This is a genomic window from Pseudomonas sp. Pf153, from assembly GCF_001269775.1.
Lineage (GTDB): Bacteria > Pseudomonadota > Gammaproteobacteria > Pseudomonadales > Pseudomonadaceae > Aquipseudomonas > Aquipseudomonas uvaldensis.
The window spans coordinates 153,774-170,030 of record NZ_LHVL01000012.1 but is presented as its reverse complement, the minus strand read 5'-3'; the positions used below and the strand labels follow the sequence as shown (position 1 = coordinate 170,030).

Annotated in this window: 16 protein-coding genes; 2 read left to right on the top strand and 14 right to left on the bottom strand. The window is 60.9% G+C overall.

Annotated features, from left to right (window positions below; translation table 11 throughout):
- Window positions 1-9: 9 nt before the first annotated feature.
- The 11 genes from AD666_RS08550 to AD666_RS08505 form a co-directional block, all read right to left on the bottom strand.
- The gene (locus tag AD666_RS08550; protein WP_053150176.1) at window positions 10-996 is read right to left on the bottom strand and encodes a DNA polymerase III subunit delta'; all 987 of its coding nucleotides are present in this window, start codon (window positions 994-996) and stop codon (window positions 10-12) included.
- The gene (gene tmk / locus AD666_RS08545) at window positions 989-1,621 is read right to left on the bottom strand and encodes a dTMP kinase (protein ID WP_053150172.1); all 633 of its coding nucleotides are present in this window, start codon (window positions 1,619-1,621) and stop codon (window positions 989-991) included. Before tmk ends, AD666_RS08550 begins: the two co-directional genes overlap by 8 nt.
- A gap of 19 nt (window positions 1,622-1,640) precedes the next feature.
- On the bottom strand, window positions 1,641-2,801 hold the full coding sequence (gene mltG, locus AD666_RS08540; protein ID WP_053150168.1) for an endolytic transglycosylase MltG: 1,161 nt from the start codon (window positions 2,799-2,801) through the stop codon (window positions 1,641-1,643).
- A 3-nt stretch (window positions 2,802-2,804) separates the two neighbouring features.
- Window positions 2,805-3,620 (bottom strand): aminodeoxychorismate lyase, encoded by an 816-nt coding sequence (gene pabC, locus AD666_RS08535; RefSeq protein WP_053150166.1) that lies wholly within the window; start codon window positions 3,618-3,620, stop codon window positions 2,805-2,807.
- Window positions 3,620-4,864 carry a beta-ketoacyl-ACP synthase II gene (gene fabF, locus AD666_RS08530; RefSeq protein WP_053150163.1) on the bottom strand — a complete coding sequence of 415 codons (1,245 nt, stop codon included), beginning with the start codon at window positions 4,862-4,864 and terminating at the stop codon, window positions 3,620-3,622. Before fabF ends, pabC begins: the two co-directional genes overlap by 1 nt.
- A gap of 108 nt (window positions 4,865-4,972) precedes the next feature.
- A complete protein-coding gene (gene acpP, locus AD666_RS08525; protein WP_053150160.1) occupies window positions 4,973-5,209 on the bottom strand; it encodes an acyl carrier protein in 237 nt (78 codons plus the stop codon).
- A 191-nt stretch (window positions 5,210-5,400) separates the two neighbouring features.
- Window positions 5,401-6,144, bottom strand: a complete 744-nt coding sequence (gene fabG / locus AD666_RS08520; protein WP_053150156.1) for a 3-oxoacyl-ACP reductase FabG — start codon at window positions 6,142-6,144, stop codon at window positions 5,401-5,403.
- Between the two features lie 15 nt (window positions 6,145-6,159).
- Entirely contained in the window at window positions 6,160-7,098 is a 939-nt protein-coding gene (gene fabD / locus AD666_RS08515) for an ACP S-malonyltransferase (protein WP_053150153.1), read from the bottom strand.
- Window positions 7,099-7,221: 123 nt separating this feature from the next.
- Window positions 7,222-8,232 (bottom strand): phosphate acyltransferase PlsX, encoded by a 1,011-nt coding sequence (gene plsX, locus AD666_RS08510; RefSeq protein WP_082339704.1) that lies wholly within the window; start codon window positions 8,230-8,232, stop codon window positions 7,222-7,224.
- A gap of 3 nt (window positions 8,233-8,235) precedes the next feature.
- Window positions 8,236-8,418 carry a 50S ribosomal protein L32 gene (rpmF, locus tag AD666_RS25915; RefSeq protein ID WP_003179396.1) on the bottom strand — a complete coding sequence of 61 codons (183 nt, stop codon included), beginning with the start codon at window positions 8,416-8,418 and terminating at the stop codon, window positions 8,236-8,238.
- A gap of 13 nt (window positions 8,419-8,431) precedes the next feature.
- The gene (locus tag AD666_RS08505; protein WP_053150148.1) at window positions 8,432-8,959 is read right to left on the bottom strand and encodes a YceD family protein; all 528 of its coding nucleotides are present in this window, start codon (window positions 8,957-8,959) and stop codon (window positions 8,432-8,434) included.
- Between the two features lie 105 nt (window positions 8,960-9,064).
- Between AD666_RS08505 and AD666_RS08500 the strand changes: the two genes are divergently transcribed.
- Complete coding sequence (locus AD666_RS08500) at window positions 9,065-9,643, top strand: nucleoside triphosphate pyrophosphatase (RefSeq protein WP_053150145.1); 579 nt, start codon at window positions 9,065-9,067, stop codon at window positions 9,641-9,643.
- A 63-nt stretch (window positions 9,644-9,706) separates the two neighbouring features.
- Here the strand turns inward: AD666_RS08500 and sppA are convergent, their stop codons facing one another.
- From sppA to rluC, 3 genes are read right to left on the bottom strand one after another with little or no spacing between them, the layout of a single operon-like run.
- A complete protein-coding gene (gene sppA, locus AD666_RS08495; RefSeq protein WP_053150142.1) occupies window positions 9,707-10,696 on the bottom strand; it encodes a signal peptide peptidase SppA in 990 nt (329 codons plus the stop codon).
- 20 nt (window positions 10,697-10,716) lie between these two features.
- Window positions 10,717-11,379, bottom strand: coding sequence for an HAD-IA family hydrolase (locus tag AD666_RS08490; protein ID WP_053150138.1), 663 nt, complete (start codon window positions 11,377-11,379; stop codon window positions 10,717-10,719).
- Window positions 11,369-12,325: a 23S rRNA pseudouridine(955/2504/2580) synthase RluC gene (gene rluC / locus AD666_RS08485; protein WP_053150491.1), complete on the bottom strand. Its 957-nt coding sequence runs from the start codon at window positions 12,323-12,325 to the stop codon at window positions 11,369-11,371. The genes AD666_RS08490 and rluC overlap by 11 nt, the downstream gene beginning before the upstream one ends.
- Before the next feature lie 697 nt (window positions 12,326-13,022).
- Here rluC and rne point away from each other — a divergent pair.
- On the top strand, window positions 13,023-16,199 hold the full coding sequence (rne, locus tag AD666_RS08480) for a ribonuclease E (protein ID WP_082339702.1): 3,177 nt from the start codon (window positions 13,023-13,025) through the stop codon (window positions 16,197-16,199).
- The last annotated feature ends 58 nt before the right edge of the window (window positions 16,200-16,257 follow it).

The window sequence follows — 16,257 nt, the reverse complement described above, 5'->3', positions numbered from 1 at the left end:
CGAAGCCTGTCAGTTTCGATCCGGCAGACTCGCCCATTGCACCAACAGGGCTTCAAGCAGAAGCACTCGGTTGAGATTCGCCTTGCTCAGTACCTTCTGACGTTGGGCAAGTATCCAGTCCTGGATGTTCAAGATTTTGTCCCGGCTGCTCTTTTGCGCCAGGTACTGAATCACCTTGCGCATGTCCGCAAGCCCCAGGCCGGACTGATCGTCGGTGAGCTGGTAGCGCAGGATCAGGTTCGACCAATCGCAGAACCAATCGAACAGCAACAGTAGCGGGACGGCGTTCCAGCCCTCGGCCAGTTGCGTGGGGGATTGCTGGTGCTTGAGGAGCTTTTTCACCCCGTCCACCACCAGGGCCCGCTGCTCACGTATACCCTGGGCCTGAAGACTGACGGCGGCCAGGGGCGAACCGGCGGCCAGGGTCAGCAACTCGACCCGCTCATCCTCGGCGCTTTCAGGCAGGGCCTGGGCCAGCCATTGCATGCTCATCGCCTCGCTCGGCAACGGACAGGCCTGCTGCACGCAACGGCTCTTGATGGTCGGCAGCAAGCGACTCGGCTGGTGGCTGACCAGCAACAGCACGGTATCGCCCGACGGCTCTTCAAGGCTCTTGAGCAAAGCGTTGGCCGCATTGATGTTCATCGATTCGACCGGTTCGATCAGCACTACCTTGCGCCCGCCCAGTTGCGCGGTCTGGACCACGAAACTGACCAGATCGCGGACCTGGTCGACCTTGATCGCCTTGTCTGCCTCTTCTGGCTCCAGTACATAATTGTCGGGATGGCTACCAGCCTTGAGTAACAGGCAGGACTTGCACTCACCGCATGCCTCCGAGGCCACGGGGTGCTGGCACAACAGGCTGGCCATCAAACGTTCCGCCAGCGCCCGCTTGCCGATACCGGCCGGGCCATGCAGCAGGTAGGCATGGGCATGCTGGGCACGGCCGGCCAATTGCTGCCATAGCGCGTCCTGCCAGGGGTAGGCTTCAGCCACGGACACGCTCCAGCAGACCTGGCAACAGGTCATTCAGCGACTGCTGAACCCGGGCCAGCGGTTGCGCGGCATCGATCAACAGGTAACGCGATGGATCGGCCTTGGCGCGGCTCAGAAAGGCGTTGCGTACGGCATTGAAGAACGCCTCGCCTTCCAGTTCGAAGCGATCCAGCCGGCCGCGGGCACTGGCGCGGGCCAGGCCGATCTCCACCGGCAGATCGAACACTAGCGTCAGGTCCGGCCTCAGCTCGCGCTGGACAAAATTTTCCAGTGTCGCGATGCGCTCCAGGGACAATCCACGGCCGCCGCCCTGATAGGCATAGGTCGAATCGGTGAAGCGATCGCAGAGCACCACCGCACCGCGAGCCAGTGCCGGACGAATCACCTCGGACAGATGCTGCGCCCGGGCAGCGAACACCAGCAGCAGCTCGGTGTCCGGGTTCATGATTTCGTCCGCCGGGGTCAACAGCACCTCGCGAATCCGCTCCGCCAGCGGCGTACCACCGGGCTCGCGTGTCAAGACGACCTCGATGCCCGCCGCCTGCAGACGTTCGGCCAGGTATTCGCGGTTAGTGCTCTTGCCGGCGCCTTCCGGGCCTTCCAGCGTTATAAACAAGCCAGTCACGGGCAGTCCTTAATCAGAGTCATTGCGGGCTCGGTGGCTCGCTGGCATTCGGCTCGGGGGCCGGCTGCTGCGCAGGTACCTGGGGCACGGCTTCAGGCGCCGTGTCGGGCGATGCGGCGGGGACAGGTGCAGTCTCATCCAGCGTAGCTGGCGCCGGACTGGAGCGATAATCGGCGCGACGCTTGAGCTGATACTCACGCACCGCGTTGTTATGCGCCTCCAGAGTGTCGGAAAACACGTGGCTGCCATCGCCGCGGGCAACGAAGTAAAGACTGCTTCCCGGCGCCGGATTCAATGCGGCATGAATCGCTTCGCGCCCCACCATCGCAATCGGCGTCGGGGGCAAGCCAGGGACCATATAAGTGTTGTATGGGTTCTCTTCTTTCAAATGCGCACGGGTGAGCTTGCCGGTATAGCGTTCGCCCAGACCATAAATCACCGTAGGGTCGGTCTGCAGCAACATACCCATGCGCAGTCGGCGCACAAACACACCGGCAATCTGGCCTCGCTCCTGCGGCACGCCGGTTTCCTTTTCCACGAGCGATGCCATGATCAACGCCTGATAAGGCTGGGTGTAGGGCACATCGGCAGAGCGTTCGGCCCACTCCCTGGCCAGCACTTCTTCCAGCCGGCCATAGGCTTGATTCAGCAGGTCGGCGTCAGAAGTCCCGCGCACGAAACGATAGGTGTCAGGAAAAAAACGCCCTTCGGGAAACACACCGGAATGGCCAAGACGATCCATGACCTCGCTGTCGCTGAGGCCGGTCAGGGTCTGCTGGAGCTTTTCATCCTTGGCCAGCGCCGCACGAACCTGGCGGAAATTCCAGCCTTCCACCAGCGTCACGCTGTACTGCACCACTTCGCCACGCTTCCATACGGCGATCAGCCCGTCCATCGTCATGCCGGGGACCATCCGGTATTCGCCAGCATGCAAGGGCTGACCGGCGAGATTGAAGCGCCAATATACTCTGAGCCAGAACGCGTCCCTGATCAGACCTTCGGCCTCGAGGCGCTTGAGGGTGGCGGTCGGAGTGGTCCCGCTGGGAATATCCAGCAGCTCTTCCTGGGTAATGTTCAGCGGCTGCTGCAGCGCCGAATGAATCTTCCAGGCAGAGGCGCCCCACAACAGCCCTGCCAGAACCAGTCCGGTTTCCAGCAGCAGCAAGAATTTACGTCTCACGAATCAAACATCCAATAACGCGCGGGCAAGGGTCTGCAGTTTACGGGTGAGCGGCCCGGTCGACCAGCGCGCCGAACCGTATGCGCATACCGGCCACACGCCATAAACGCTGTTACAGACAAAAACCTCATCAGCCCGGTACAACTGCTCGAGATCAACATCGGTAATCTGCGTAGCGATGCCTTGGGATTGGGCCTGAAACAACAATTCAGCGCGCATTACCCCGGCCACGCCGCAGCGACTCAGGTCGGGCGTAATCAAGACGCCATTGCACACCAGAAACAGGTTGCTGAACACACCTTCGATCACGCGTCCGGAAGTATCCAGCATCAGCCCTTCGGCATGCTCCGGACCGCCCCATTCAGCGCGGGCCATCACCTGTTCGAGGCGGTTGAGGTGCTTGAGACCGGCAAGCAAAGGCTGCTCGGACAAGCGCGTGGCGCAAGGAAACAGGGAAACACCCTGCTCGGCATGCGCGCCGGGATAAGCGGCCGGGGGGCTGCCTTGCAGGATGCGCCGGGTCGGGGCCGAAGGGGTAGCGGCATAGCCACGCTGGCTATCGCCCCGGGTCACGATCAGCTTCATCACACCTTGCCCCAGCCGTTGCGCATAGGCCTGCAACTCGGCGCTCAATGCAGCCATGTCGACATCGAGCCCCAACCGCTGGCACCCCAGCCCCAGGCGTTGCAGGTGGCGCTCCAGCAGCACGGGTACGCCGGCGCGTACGGCGATGGTTTCAAACAACCCATCGCCATAAGCCAGGCCGCGATCCCTCAGCGACAAAACGTCGGCCGGCTGACCGTCGACCCAGCTATCCATCAACCTGCGAACCGGCGGAACACCAGCGAGCCGTTGGTCCCGCCAAAGCCAAAGGAGTTGGATATCACCACGTCGATGTCCATGCCACGGGCGGTATGCGGTACGAAGTCCAGGTCGCAGCCCTCGTCCGGCTCATCGAGGTTGATGGTCGGCGGCGCGACCTGGCTGTTGATCGCCAGTACGCTGAAGATCGCCTCCACCGCACCTGCAGCTCCCAACAGATGGCCGGTCATGGACTTCGTCGAGCTGACAGCCAGCTTGTAGGCATGCTCACCGAACACAGTCTTGATTGCCTGGGCTTCGGCCAGGTCGCCGGCCGGGGTCGAGGTCCCATGGGCATTGATGTACTGGACCTGATCGGCGTTGACCTTCGCGTCCCGCAGGGCATTGGCAATACAACGGGCAGCACCGGCGCCGTCGGCCGGAGGCGAGGTCATGTGGTAGGCATCGCCACTGGTACCGAAGCCGATAAGTTCGGCATAGATCGTGGCACCACGGGCCTTGGCATGCTCAAGCTCTTCGAGCACCAATGCACCGGAACCGTCGGAGAGCACGAAGCCATCACGGCCCTTGTCCCATGGACGGCTGGCGCGGGTCGGCTCGTCGTTGCGGGTCGACAGCGCACGGGACGCACCAAAGCCCCCCATGCCCAGGCCACACGCCGCCATCTCGGCACCGCCGGCGATCATCACGTCAGCTTCGTCGTACATGATGTTGCGGGCAGCCATGCCGATACAGTGAGTGCCCGTGGTACAGGCCGTGGCAATGGCGTAGTTGGGTCCTTGCACACCCAGATGGATGGACAGGAAACCGGAGATCATGTTGATAATCGAGCCTGGCACGAAGAACGGCGATATCCGCCGCGGACCCGAATCGTGCAATGTACGGCTGGTTTCTTCGATATTGGTCAAACCGCCAATACCTGAGCCCATGGCGACGCCAATACGCTCACGGTTGGCATCGGTGACCTCCAGGCCAGCGTTACGCACCGCCTGGAACCCGGCCGCCAGGCCGTATTGAATGAACAGGTCAAGCTTGCGGGCTTCCTTGACCGACAGGTATTCCTCGACATTGAAACCCTTTACCGAGCCGCCAAAACGGGTGGAATAGGCAGAAAGGTCGGTGTGTTCGATCAGACCAATGCCACTACGGCCAGCCAGAATGCCCTGCCAACTGCTCGGCACATCCGTGCCCAGTGGCGACAACATACCCATACCGGTGACTACGACGCGTCTACGCGACACAGCACTCTCCTTTTTCTAATGACGACTTTGCATCAGGCCTAAAGAAAAAACCGCACGCCGTAATGGCAGTGCGGTTTTTCCATGACAGCTAGCGACGACTAAAAACGATTACGCGTGGTGGGCAGTAACGTAGTCGATGGCAGCTTGTACAGTAGTGATCTTCTCAGCTTCTTCGTCAGGAATCTCGGTCTCGAATTCCTCTTCCAGAGCCATCACCAGCTCAACGGTGTCAAGGGAGTCGGCACCCAGGTCTTCAACGAAGGAAGCAGTGTTGATGACTTCTTCTTCCTTGACGCCCAGTTGCTCGGCAACGATTTTCTTGACGCGCTCTTCGATGGTGCTCATACCTTGTTTTCACTCCTAATGGACAAATTCAGGCAGCTGGCCGGAGGCTAAGTGTATAGAAAGACTTTTCGGTTTTTCAACCGAAAGCTTGCCCCTCGAACCCTGACGGCCCGCCGCCTATAAATAAGTTGCAGCTTTATAACGGATTTTAGACAGCTCGTATGACATTTTTTTGAAGCAATCCGTCACATTTAACTCATATACATCCCGCCGTTCACCGGGATTGTAGCCCCCGTGACGTATGCCGCAGCGTCGGATGCAAGAAAAGCCACCACGGATGCGATTTCTTCAGCCTGCCCCAGACGCCCCAGCGGAATTTGTGTCAACAAGGCTTCACGCTGCGCTTCCGGCAATTCGCGGGTCATGTCGGTATCGATGAAACCCGGGGCTACCGAGTTCACCGTAATCGACCGTGAGCCCACTTCGCGCGCCAGCGCACGGCTGAAACCTTCCAGACCGGCCTTAGCCGAAGCATAGTTTACTTGGCCTGCGTTGCCCATGGCACCCACAACCGAGCCGATGTTGATAATACGACCCCAACGGGCCTTGGTCATGCCGCGCAGAACGCCCTTGGACAGCCGGTACAGGCTGTTCAGGTTGGTATCGATCACGTCGAACCATTCGTCATCTTTCATGCGCATCATCAGATTATCACGGGTGATACCGGCGTTATTGACCAGGATCGCCGGGACACCGAACTGCTCCTGGATAGCTGCCAGCACCGCCGTAACGGACTCATCGCTGGTGACATTCAGCTCAAGACCAGTGCCTTGAATGTCGTTTTCCTTCAGGGTCGCGGCGATACGCTCGGCGCCCGAAGCGGAAGTCGCAGTACCAACGACGATGGCGCCTTGGCGACCCAGTTCCAGAGCAATGGCCTGGCCGATGCCACGACTTGCACCGGTCACCAGTGCAACTTTACCTTGCAGACTCATGCAAGTTTCTCCTGTTCAGGCCTGCGCTGCACGAGCGGCAGCGAAAGCGTCTGGGGTATTGAGGTTGGATGTCGATACGCCTTCGGCGCAGCGTTTGTTCAGACCGGCCAGCACCTTGCCCGGGCCGCACTCGACCAGCTCGGTCGCACCCTTGGCCGCCAGGGTCTGCACCGTTTCGACCCAGCGAACCGGCTTGTAGAGCTGCTCCAGCAAATCGCGCTTGAGGCTTTCGAGGTCCGGCGCCACATTGGCGCTGACGTTCTGTACCACGGGAATCTGCGGAACCTGCCAATCGATGGCGGCAATGGATTCGGCAAAGCGCTCGGCTGCAGGGCGCATCAGCTCACAGTGCGAGGGCACGCTGACCGGCAACGGCATGGCACGCTTGGCCCCAAGCGCCTTGCAGCCCTCGATGGCACGATCGACGGCCGCCTTGGCCCCGGCGATCACTACCTGGCCAGGCGAGTTGAAGTTCACCGCGCTGACCACATCGCCTTGCGCCGCTTCGGCACAGGCCGCCAGCACATCGGCGTCTTCCAGGCCGAGAATCGCAGCCATGCCGCCTTGTCCGGCCGGGACGGCTTCCTGCATCAATTGGCCACGACGCTCCACTAGCTTTACCGCGTCGCCGAGACTCAAGCTGCCGGCTGCCACGAGGGCGCTGTACTCACCCAGGCTATGGCCGGCAACGAACGCAGGGCGCGCACCGCCTTCAGCCAGCCACAGGCGCCAGAGCGCGATCGAGGCCGTCAGGATGGCCGGCTGGGTCTTGTCGGTTTGATTGAGTAGCTCTTCGGGCCCTTGCTGGGTCAGTGCCCACAAGTCATAGCCGAGTGCGTCGGACGCTTCTTTGAATGTTTCGAGGACCAGCGGATATTGCGCGCCCAGTTCGGCCAGCATGCCGAGGGACTGCGAGCCCTGTCCTGGAAAGACGAATGCGAGGGAAGCAGACATGAAAACAAAGCCCCTAATGATCTTGTCGTCAAAAATTGACGCCCCTGGGGGCGCTAGGAAACTGACAATTGGATGGTGGGTTGAACCGACCGGTCACATTTAAGCATTGTCGGACGAAAACGCCTAAGGTAACAAATCTTCGAGGCGACCATGAAGGCGCTCGGGCAGGTTTTCCTGTATTTCGATCACTGCACGGTTGATGGCACTTTGAAAACCCTGCACCCCGGCGGACCCGTGACTCTTGATCACGATGCCCTGCAATCCGAGGAAACTTGCACCGTTATGCCGCGCCGGCGCCAGATCAGCCTGCAGGCGTCGCATCAGGGGCAGCGCCAGGGCACCCACCAGCCGGGAGGCCAGGCTTTGCCGGAACAAGGTCTCGATGCGCTCACTGATCATGATCGCCAGCCCCTCGCTGGACTTGAGCAGGATATTGCCAACGAAGCCGTCGCACACGACCACGTCCGCCTCGCCCCGGTACAAGCCGTCGCCCTCCACAAAGCCGATGTAGTTGATCCCGCGCGCACCCTGCAACAGAGTGGCGGCCAACTTGACTTGCTGGTTGCCCTTGATGTCTTCGGTACCGATGTTCAACAGCGCTACGCGGGGGCGTACGATACCCAGCGTTTCAGCGGCCACCGAGCCCATTACCGCGAATTGAAGCAGATGCTCGGCACTGCAATCGACGTTGGCCCCCAAATCCAGCAACTGACAGAAACCGCGCCGGGTCGGTATTGCCGCAACCATTGCAGGCCTGTCGATCCCCGGAAGCGTCTTGAGCACGTAACGCGACAGCGCCATCAAGGCGCCTGTATTCCCGGCACTCACACAGGCCTGAACCTTGCCATCGCGCAGCAACTCCAGAGCCACTCGCATCGATGCATCGGGCTTGCCCCGCAGCACCTGGGCAGGTTTTTCGTCCATGGCAATGATTTCAGACGCAGGAGTAATCGTCAGGCGCGCACGATCCACAGCCGGCTGGCCGTTGAGCATTTCTTCCAGGAGGGAGGGTTGACCGACAAGGGTCAGGTGCAGCGAGGGCGTAGCATTCAGGCAAGCAAGACTGGCCTGAACAATGCTGCGGGGACCGAAGTCCCCGCCCATTGCGTCAATCGCGATGACTTGAGCGGACAAGGATTACTCGTCAGCGCCCTTGTCGATCACTTTGCGACCACGGTATACGCCTTCTGGCGATACGTGGTGACGCAGGTGAACTTCACCGGTGGTTTTTTCTACAGACAGAGTGCTAGCCTCGAGAGCGTCGTGCGAACGGCGCATGTCACGGGCAGAGCGGGATTTTTTGTTCTGCTGAACAGCCATAATTGATTAACTCCTAAACGTTTGGGTCACGCTTTAACTGCGCCAATACACTGAACGGGTTGGACCGCGTTACCTCGTCCTCGCTCGGCTCGGGCTCATCTGCTCCCGCCGGCTGCTGGCATTCTTCCGGATGATGAGCAGGCACAATGGGCAAGGCGAGCAAAAGCTCATCCTCGATCAGCGCCTGCAGATCCAAAGGATCTTCGCCCAGTTCCAGCACGTCATAGCCTTTCGGCAACGACTGGGTATTCGCACCCTCCTTCACCACGGCGTAACTGCACTCGCTGTGGATCGGCAGGGTGACCAGCTCAAGACAACGCTGGCAAACCATTTTGACTTCAGTGTCGATAAAACTGTGGATCACCACAGATTTACGTTCATCTCGTTCAAAAACGAATTTGGCCTGGACCGTTCCGATATCGTCGGAAAGCGGGTCGCAGAGTCTCTTCAAATCGGCCAGCGGCAGTTCACCTTGAAGGGTGGTGCCACGGTCAGCCAATTTGCGCGGGTCAACGTGAGGTGGAATCGGGTCATTCAACATAGGCGCAGCATTATAGGGATGCACCCGGCCATGTCAAAGGAAATTCAGCCCTGTCCGTCACCGGTGCGCCTCGCTAGAATTCGCCCCTGCCCTTTGGAGATGTCCATGCTGCCTTTATTACTTGCCTCCAGCTCGGCCTATCGCCGGGAATTGCTCGACCGCCTGGGACTACCATTCGTCTGCCGCTCGCCGGATATCGACGAAAGCCAGCACCCAGGCGAACCCGCCGTGGAACTGGTGAAACGCCTGGCCCGGGAGAAAGCCCAGGCACTGGCGGACAGCCATCCAGCCCACCTGATCATCGGATCGGACCAGGTCGCAATACTCGGCGAGCGCATACTGGGCAAGCCCCACACCTTCGAGAAAGCCCGCGAACAACTGCTGGCCGCCAGCGGCACCCAGGTTACATTCCTGACAGGCCTGGCACTGCTCAACAGCCAGACCGGAAATTGTCAGGTCGATTGCGTACCTTTTACCGTCAACATGCGCACACTGGACCCGGAACGCGTCGAACGCTATCTGCGAATCGAACAACCCTATGACTGCGCCGGGAGCTTCAAGGCCGAAGGCCTGGGGGTCAGCCTGTTCGAAAGCACTCATGGCCCGGACGCCACCAGCCTGATCGGCCTGCCGCTGATTCGTCTTGTGGACATGTTACTGGCCGAGGGCGTGCAGATCCCCTGAGCAGGGCGATTGAACACCCCCCTCCCGCAGTGGCTCCTCCCCAGGAGCCCCCCCCCAAAGGGCTCAGCGCAGCGCAGGCCCCTGGAAGCCCATCCACATTGCCAGATGCTCGGCGACGCTCGCGCCCAGCTTCTTCGAGAAGCGGTCGATCGGCGACTCTTCGATGGTGAAATCCACCAACTCCTTCTGGCCAATCACATCCCGCGCCACCGAACTGGCACTGCCCAACCCATCGATCAAACCCAACGACAGTGCCTGCTCTCCGGACCAGACCAGGCCGGAGAACAGCTCTGGATGCTCCTTATCCTTGAGTCGCTCACCCCGCCCTTTCTTGACACTGGCAATGAATTGTTTATGGGTGGTGTCCAGCACACCCTGCCAGAACGCAGTTTCCTCGGGCTTTTGCGGCTGGAATGGATCAAGGAACGATTTGTGCTCGCCGGCGGTGTACACCCTGCGCTCGATACCCAGCTTGTCCAGCGTCTCGACGAAACCATAACCGGCTGCGGTCACACCAATGGACCCCACCAGACTGGCCTTGTCGGCATAGATCTGGTCTGCCGCACTGGCAATGTAATAGGCACCAGAGGCACCAAGATCGGAAATTACCGCATAAACCTTTATTTCCGGGTGCGCCGCACGCAAACGGACGATCTCATCGTAGACATAGCCCGCCTGCACGGGGCTGCCGCCCGGACTGTTGATACGCAGCACCACACCCTTGACTTTCGAATCCTCGAACGCCGCCCGCAAGCTGCCGATGATGTTATCCGCACTGGCAGTCTCCTTGTCGGCAATCATGCCCTCGACATCGATCACCGCGGTATAGGCCGAACCGCCTCCCGGGCTCTTCTTCATCTCGATCGCCTGAATGAACAGCGACAACGCAACAAACAGGTAAATAAAAGTCAGGGATTTGAAGAAAATCCCCCAACGGCGAGCGCGGCGCTGCTCCTGCACCCCGGCCAGCAGGGTCTTCTCCAGCAGCTTCCAACTCTTGTCGTCACCGTTATCAGCGCTTGCCTTGGCCGGTGCCTTCCATTCATCGGTCATACATGCATCCCCAACAGACTTTAATCGGCACCCCGGCACAGCCAGGCGTGCAATTCAGGAAAATGATCGATCGACAGTTGCGGCTCGAACGCCCGTAGCGCCTCGATCGTCTGCGCGCCGTAGCTGACCGCCACCGACCCCATGCGGGCATTACGCGCCATCTGCAGATCGAACGACGAATCCCCCACCATCAGTGCCTGTTCCGGGCGCGCGTCGCAGTGGGCCAGGATCTGTTCGAGCATCAGCGGATGAGGTTTGCTGGCCGTTTCGTCGGCGGCGCGAGTGATATCGAAATAATCCTCCCAACCATGGGCCTTCAACACCCGATCCAAGCCACGACGAGCCTTCCCGGTGGCAACGGCCAGTTGATAGCCCTCCGCCCTCAACACCTGAAGCGTATCCACCACACCCTCGAACAACGGCGAAGGCTCAGCCTCCAGCGCGATGTAATGGTCGGCGTAATGCTGCCGGAAGAGCACCAACTCTTCGTCGCTGATCTCTGGATACAGACTGCGAATCGCTTCCGGCAAGCCGAGACCGATAATGCCCTTTACCGCATAGTCGTCACACCTGGCAAAGCCCGTACGATCGGATGCGGCATGCATCGACTCAACGATCCGACCGATGGAATTGGCCAGAGTGCCGTCCCAATCGAAAATCAGCAGCTTGTAGTCAGGGTGCACTCAACCGCTCCACGGTTCTGGCCCACATTTCATCCACTGGCGCCTGTAACTTCAACTCACCCCCATCGGGCAGCGGCACAGTGAGCATGTAAGCATGGAGGAAAAGACGCTTGCCGCCCAGATTACGGATTTCCCGGGTGAAATCGTCGTCCCCGTATTTGGGGTCACCGGCAATGCAATGCCCGGCGTGCAGTGTATGCACACGAATCTGGTGGGTACGACCGGTGATCGGCTTGGCCTCGATCATGGTGGCGAACTCGCCGAATCGACGCAGCACCTTGAATACGGTCAATGCATCCTTGCCCTCATCATTGACTTCGACCATGCGCTCGCCGGAACGCAGGTTGCTCTTGAGCAGTGGCGCACGCACCTGCTTGATGGACGTCGCCCAGTGACCACGGACCAGCGCCATGTAGCGCTTGTCGACACCATCGCCACGCAACTGCTCGTGCAGGTGGCGCAACATACTGCGCTTTTTGGCGATCATGAGCAGGCCCGAGGTATCGCGATCCAGACGATGGACCAATTCCAACTCCTTGGCATCGGGGCGCAACTGACGAAAGGCTTCGATCACGCCGAAATCCAGGCCGCTACCACCGTGAACCGCAATGCCCGCGGGCTTGTTGATCACGATCAGGGCTTTGTCTTCGTAGATGATCGCAGCCTCAAGGCGTTGCAACAGGCCTTGGGCAACCGGCACCGGCTCATCGCGCTCAGGCACGCGAACCGGCGGCACGCGCACGATATCACCGGCCTGGAGCTTGTATTCGGGCTTGATCCGGCCCTTGTTCACGCGCACCTCACCCTTGCGCAAAATGCGGTAGATCAAGGTCTTGGGCACGCCTTTGAGTCGGGCCAGGAGAAAATTATCGATTCGTTGGCCGGCATATTCCGGCGAGACCTCGAGCAGTTGAACGCCAGGGGTCGAAGGGGCAGTAGTCGTCATGGCGGCGATCATAACAATTTTTTATGGAATTGAAGCACTTAATCATTGCTGCTATAGTCGCGAACGCCGCCAAAAGTGGCTGGACAGCGGACCAGCGATCAAAAACCGGCCCTGACCAACGCAATTCACGAGGACGAGAGGCCGTCCTACGGGGCTTTTGCTACGTATCGGCAGAGTTTGCAGGTGTAACGAGCGCAGGTGACATGAGGCCTGAAATACGCCGCGAAGCAGAGTTTTGACTCGCCTTGCGTGCCACATTCACGGCCAGTTCACAAAGTGCAGTCAGTTGCGAACGACCCCGGGCGAAAGCTTCGGAAACAACGCCTAATTAGCCATGATGCGTGACCTCCCCTTCCGGAGCTCACGGTAAATGCCAACCCGCTGCGGATTCTGCGCGCGGCAGCACCCGAATTATCAGGGATACGTGTAGGGTGGAGATGTACAACCGTCGGACTGTGTAGCACTAGGCTTATATATAGACGCTTCATCTCGTCCACAGGCGCCGGTTGATTCCTCCTCCTGACTGAGTGCTTGAGTACCAGCAAGCAGGACGCGTCCGTCGCGACTCCGCCCTCATCGGGCCGGACTCGCTGGACACTGGAGTGGTCAGCCACTTCCATGACGCACCTGACACCGACCGTGAGAAGTCGTGTGTGCCGAACGCCGTTTCCGGCAGCCCGGAAACCGACGGTACTACATGAAAAGAATGCTGATTAACGCAACTCAACCCGAAGAGTTGCGTGTTGCACTGGTAGACGGCCAGCGCCTCTACGACCTGGATATCGAATCCGGTGCACGCGAGCAGAAGAAGGCCAACATCTATAAAGGCCGGATTACTCGCATCGAACCAAGCCTTGAGGCTGCCTTTGTCGATTTCGGCTCCGAGCGCCACGGCTTCCTGCCCCTCAAAGAAATCTCCCGCGAATACTTCAAGAAGGCCCCCGAAGGTCGCGTCAACATCAAGGACGTCCTGAGCGAAGGCCAGGAAGTCATCGTCCAGGTCGAAAAGGAAGAGCGTGGCAACAAGGGCGCCGCCCTGACCACCTTCATCAGCCTCGCCGGCCGTTACCTGGTCCTGATGCCCAACAACCCGCGTGCCGGTGGCATTTCCCGCCGCATCGAAGGCGAAGAGCGCAACGAACTGCGTGAAGCCCTCAATGGCCTGGTCGCCCCGGCCGACATGGGCCTGATCGTTCGCACCGCCGGCCTGGGCCGCAGCAGCGAAGAAATGCAGTGGGACCTCGACTACCTGCTGCAGCTGTGGACCGCCATCAAGGAAGCTTCGCTGGATCGCTCCGCGCCGTTCCTGATCTACCAGGAAAGCAACGTCATCATCCGCGCCATCCGCGACTACCTGCGCCAGGACATCGGCGAAGTGCTGATCGACAGCGTCGAAGCCCAGGACGAAGCCCTGACCTTCATTCGCCAGGTGATGCCGCAGTACGCCAGCAAGATCAAGCTCTACGAAGACAGCGTCCCGCTGTTCAACCGCTTCCAGATCGAAAGCCAGATCGAGACCGCGTTCCAGCGCGTCGTCGAACTGCCGTCCGGCGGCTCCATCGTCATCGATCCGACCGAAGCCCTGGTGTCCATCGACATCAACTCGGCCCGCGCCACCAAAGGCAGCGACATCGAAGAAACCGCCCTGCAGACCAACCTGGAAGCAGCCGAGGAAATCGCCCGTCAGTTGCGCCTGCGTGACATCGGCGGCCTGATCGTCATCGACTTCATCGACATGACCCCGGCCAAGAACCAGCGCGCCGTGGAAGAAAAGGTCCGTGAATGCCTGGAAGCCGACCGCGCCCGCGTGCAGGTTGGCCGCATCTCGCGTTTCGGCCTGCTGGAGATGTCCCGTCAGCGCCTGCGTCCTTCCCTGGGTGAAAGCAGCGGCATCGTCTGCCCACGCTGCAACGGCACCGGCATCATCCGTGACGTCGAGTCGCTGTCCCTGGCGATCCTGCGCCTGATCGAAGAAGAAGCCCTGAAAGACCGCACCGCCGAAGTCCGTGCCCAGGTGCCGATCCCGGTGGCCGCTTTCCTGCTCAACGAAAAACGCAACTCGATCACCAAGATCGAACTGCGCACCCGGGCCCGCATCGTCATTCTGCCGAACGATCATCTCGAGACGCCGCACTTCGAAGTCCAGCGCCTGCGCGACGACAGCCCGGAAGCCCACACCAACCAGTCCAGCTACGAGATCGCCGCTGCCGCCGCCGAAGTGGAAGACGTCCAGCCGGCCGCCGCCACCCGCACCCTGGTTCGCCAGGAAGCTGCCGTCAAGACCGCTCCGGCCCGTGCAAACGCTCCAGTACCGACCGAAGTCGCCGCACCGGCACCCGCACCGGTCGCTGCGCCTGAACCAAGCTTGTTCAAGGGGCTGGTGAAGTCCCTGGTCAGCCTGTTCGCCACCAAGGAAGAGCCGGCCGCGCCAGTCGCTGTCGCCAAACCTGCAACCGAACGCCCTGCCCGCAACGAAGAGCGTCGCAACGGTCGTCAACAGACCCGTAACCGCAACGGTCGTCGTGATGAGGAGCGCAAGCCTCGTGAAGAACGTGCCCCGCGTGAAGAGCGCGCACCACGTGAGCCACGTGAAGAACGCCAGCCACGCGAGCTTCGTGAAGAAGCACCTGCCGTAGCCCGCGAAGAACGCGCACCACGCCCACCGCGTGAGGAGCGTCAACCACGTGCTCCACGCGAGGATCGCAAGCCACGTGGCGAGCGCGAAGAGCGTGTTCGTGAACTGCGCGAGCCGCTGGATGCCGCCCCTGCCGCTGCCGCTGAAGAGCGTCCGGCTCGCCAGCCTCGCGAAGAACGCGCACCACGTCCTCCGCGTGAAGAGCGTCAGCCACGGGCCGAACAGGCCGCCGCTGCCAGCGAAGACGAAGTACTGAACACCGAGGAGCAGTTGCAGGAAGACGGTCACGACACCGCTGAAGGTGATCGTCCACGCCGCCGCTCCCGTGGCCAGCGTCGTCGCAGCAACCGTCGCGAGCGTCAACGCGATGCCAACGGTAACGTGATCGAAGGTTCGGAAGAGTCCGGCGTCACCGAGGCGCCAAGCGCTGCGGACCTGGCCGCCGGCCTGGCCGTCACTGCCGCGGTAGCCAGCAGCACCGTCAGTGCCCCGGCCGAAGCCCAGGCCAACGAACAGGCCGAACGCGCCACCGCCGCTGTGGAAAACGCGCCAGTGGAAACCCCAGTGGTCGAAGCCACCACGCCAGTCGAAGCCACCGCTTCGCCGGAAGTGGAAGTCGCACCGGTTCGTGAAGCCCAGCCTGAAGCCGAATCCGCCGCCGAACCGGCGCCGGTCGTCGAGCAACCTGTAGTTGCCGTTGAAGCTGAGCCTGTGGTCGAAACGCCGGCCGAGGAAAAAGCACCGGAGCCGGTACGCGAGGAGCAGACCGCGTTCAACTGGAATCCGGAGCCTGCTGCGCCGGCACCGGTTGTCGAACCAGAGCCGACGCCGGAGCCCGTGAAGGCGGTCGAGCCAGCGCCTGTTGTCGAAGCTCCAGCGGTAGCCGAGGTACAGACACCAGTCGCAGTACCTGCACCGGTCAGCGCCCTGACCCCGAACGGTCGTGCGCCGAACGATCCACGTGAAGTGCGTCGTCGCAAACGTGAAGCCGAACGTCTGCAGAAGGAAGCCGAACTGGCCGCCGCTGCTGCCGCCCAGGCACCGGTCGCCGAGCCTGCCCCGGTAGTTGAAGCCGCCGAGGCGCCTCCTGCCCCGGTCGCTGAAACCGCTGCCGAGCCTGCTCCGGCTGAATCGGCGCCTGCGCACGACGAGCCTCAGCATTCCGTGGAAGCTGAAGAAGTTGCACCGCGCCACACCCCGGCCCTGGAAAAAGAGCACGAGCCTAAACCTCACGCCTGATTCCATCGCCCGATAAAAAGCCCCGCCTGGTAACACCCGGCGGGGCTTTTTTATGTCA

What these genes read in the sequence shown, in the direction of transcription:
- sppA (WP_053150142.1), bottom strand. Translation starts at nt 10,696, where the DNA reads ATGACCGATGAATGGAAGGCACCGGCCAAGGCAAGCGCTGATAACGGT.
- AD666_RS08500 (WP_053150145.1), top strand. Translation starts at nt 9,065, where the DNA reads ATGCTGCCTTTATTACTTGCCTCCAGCTCGGCCTATCGCCGGGAATTG.
- acpP (WP_053150160.1), bottom strand. Translation starts at nt 5,209, where the DNA reads ATGAGCACCATCGAAGAGCGCGTCAAGAAAATCGTTGCCGAGCAACTG.
- fabG (WP_053150156.1), bottom strand. Translation starts at nt 6,144, where the DNA reads ATGAGTCTGCAAGGTAAAGTTGCACTGGTGACCGGTGCAAGTCGTGGC.
- rpmF (WP_003179396.1), bottom strand. Translation starts at nt 8,418, where the DNA reads ATGGCTGTTCAGCAGAACAAAAAATCCCGCTCTGCCCGTGACATGCGC.
- AD666_RS08505 (WP_053150148.1), bottom strand. Translation starts at nt 8,959, where the DNA reads ATGTTGAATGACCCGATTCCACCTCACGTTGACCCGCGCAAATTGGCT.
- rne (WP_082339702.1), top strand. Translation starts at nt 13,023, where the DNA reads ATGAAAAGAATGCTGATTAACGCAACTCAACCCGAAGAGTTGCGTGTT.
- pabC (WP_053150166.1), bottom strand. Translation starts at nt 3,620, where the DNA reads ATGGATAGCTGGGTCGACGGTCAGCCGGCCGACGTTTTGTCGCTGAGG.
- fabD (WP_053150153.1), bottom strand. Translation starts at nt 7,098, where the DNA reads ATGTCTGCTTCCCTCGCATTCGTCTTTCCAGGACAGGGCTCGCAGTCC.
- rluC (WP_053150491.1), bottom strand. Translation starts at nt 12,325, where the DNA reads ATGACGACTACTGCCCCTTCGACCCCTGGCGTTCAACTGCTCGAGGTC.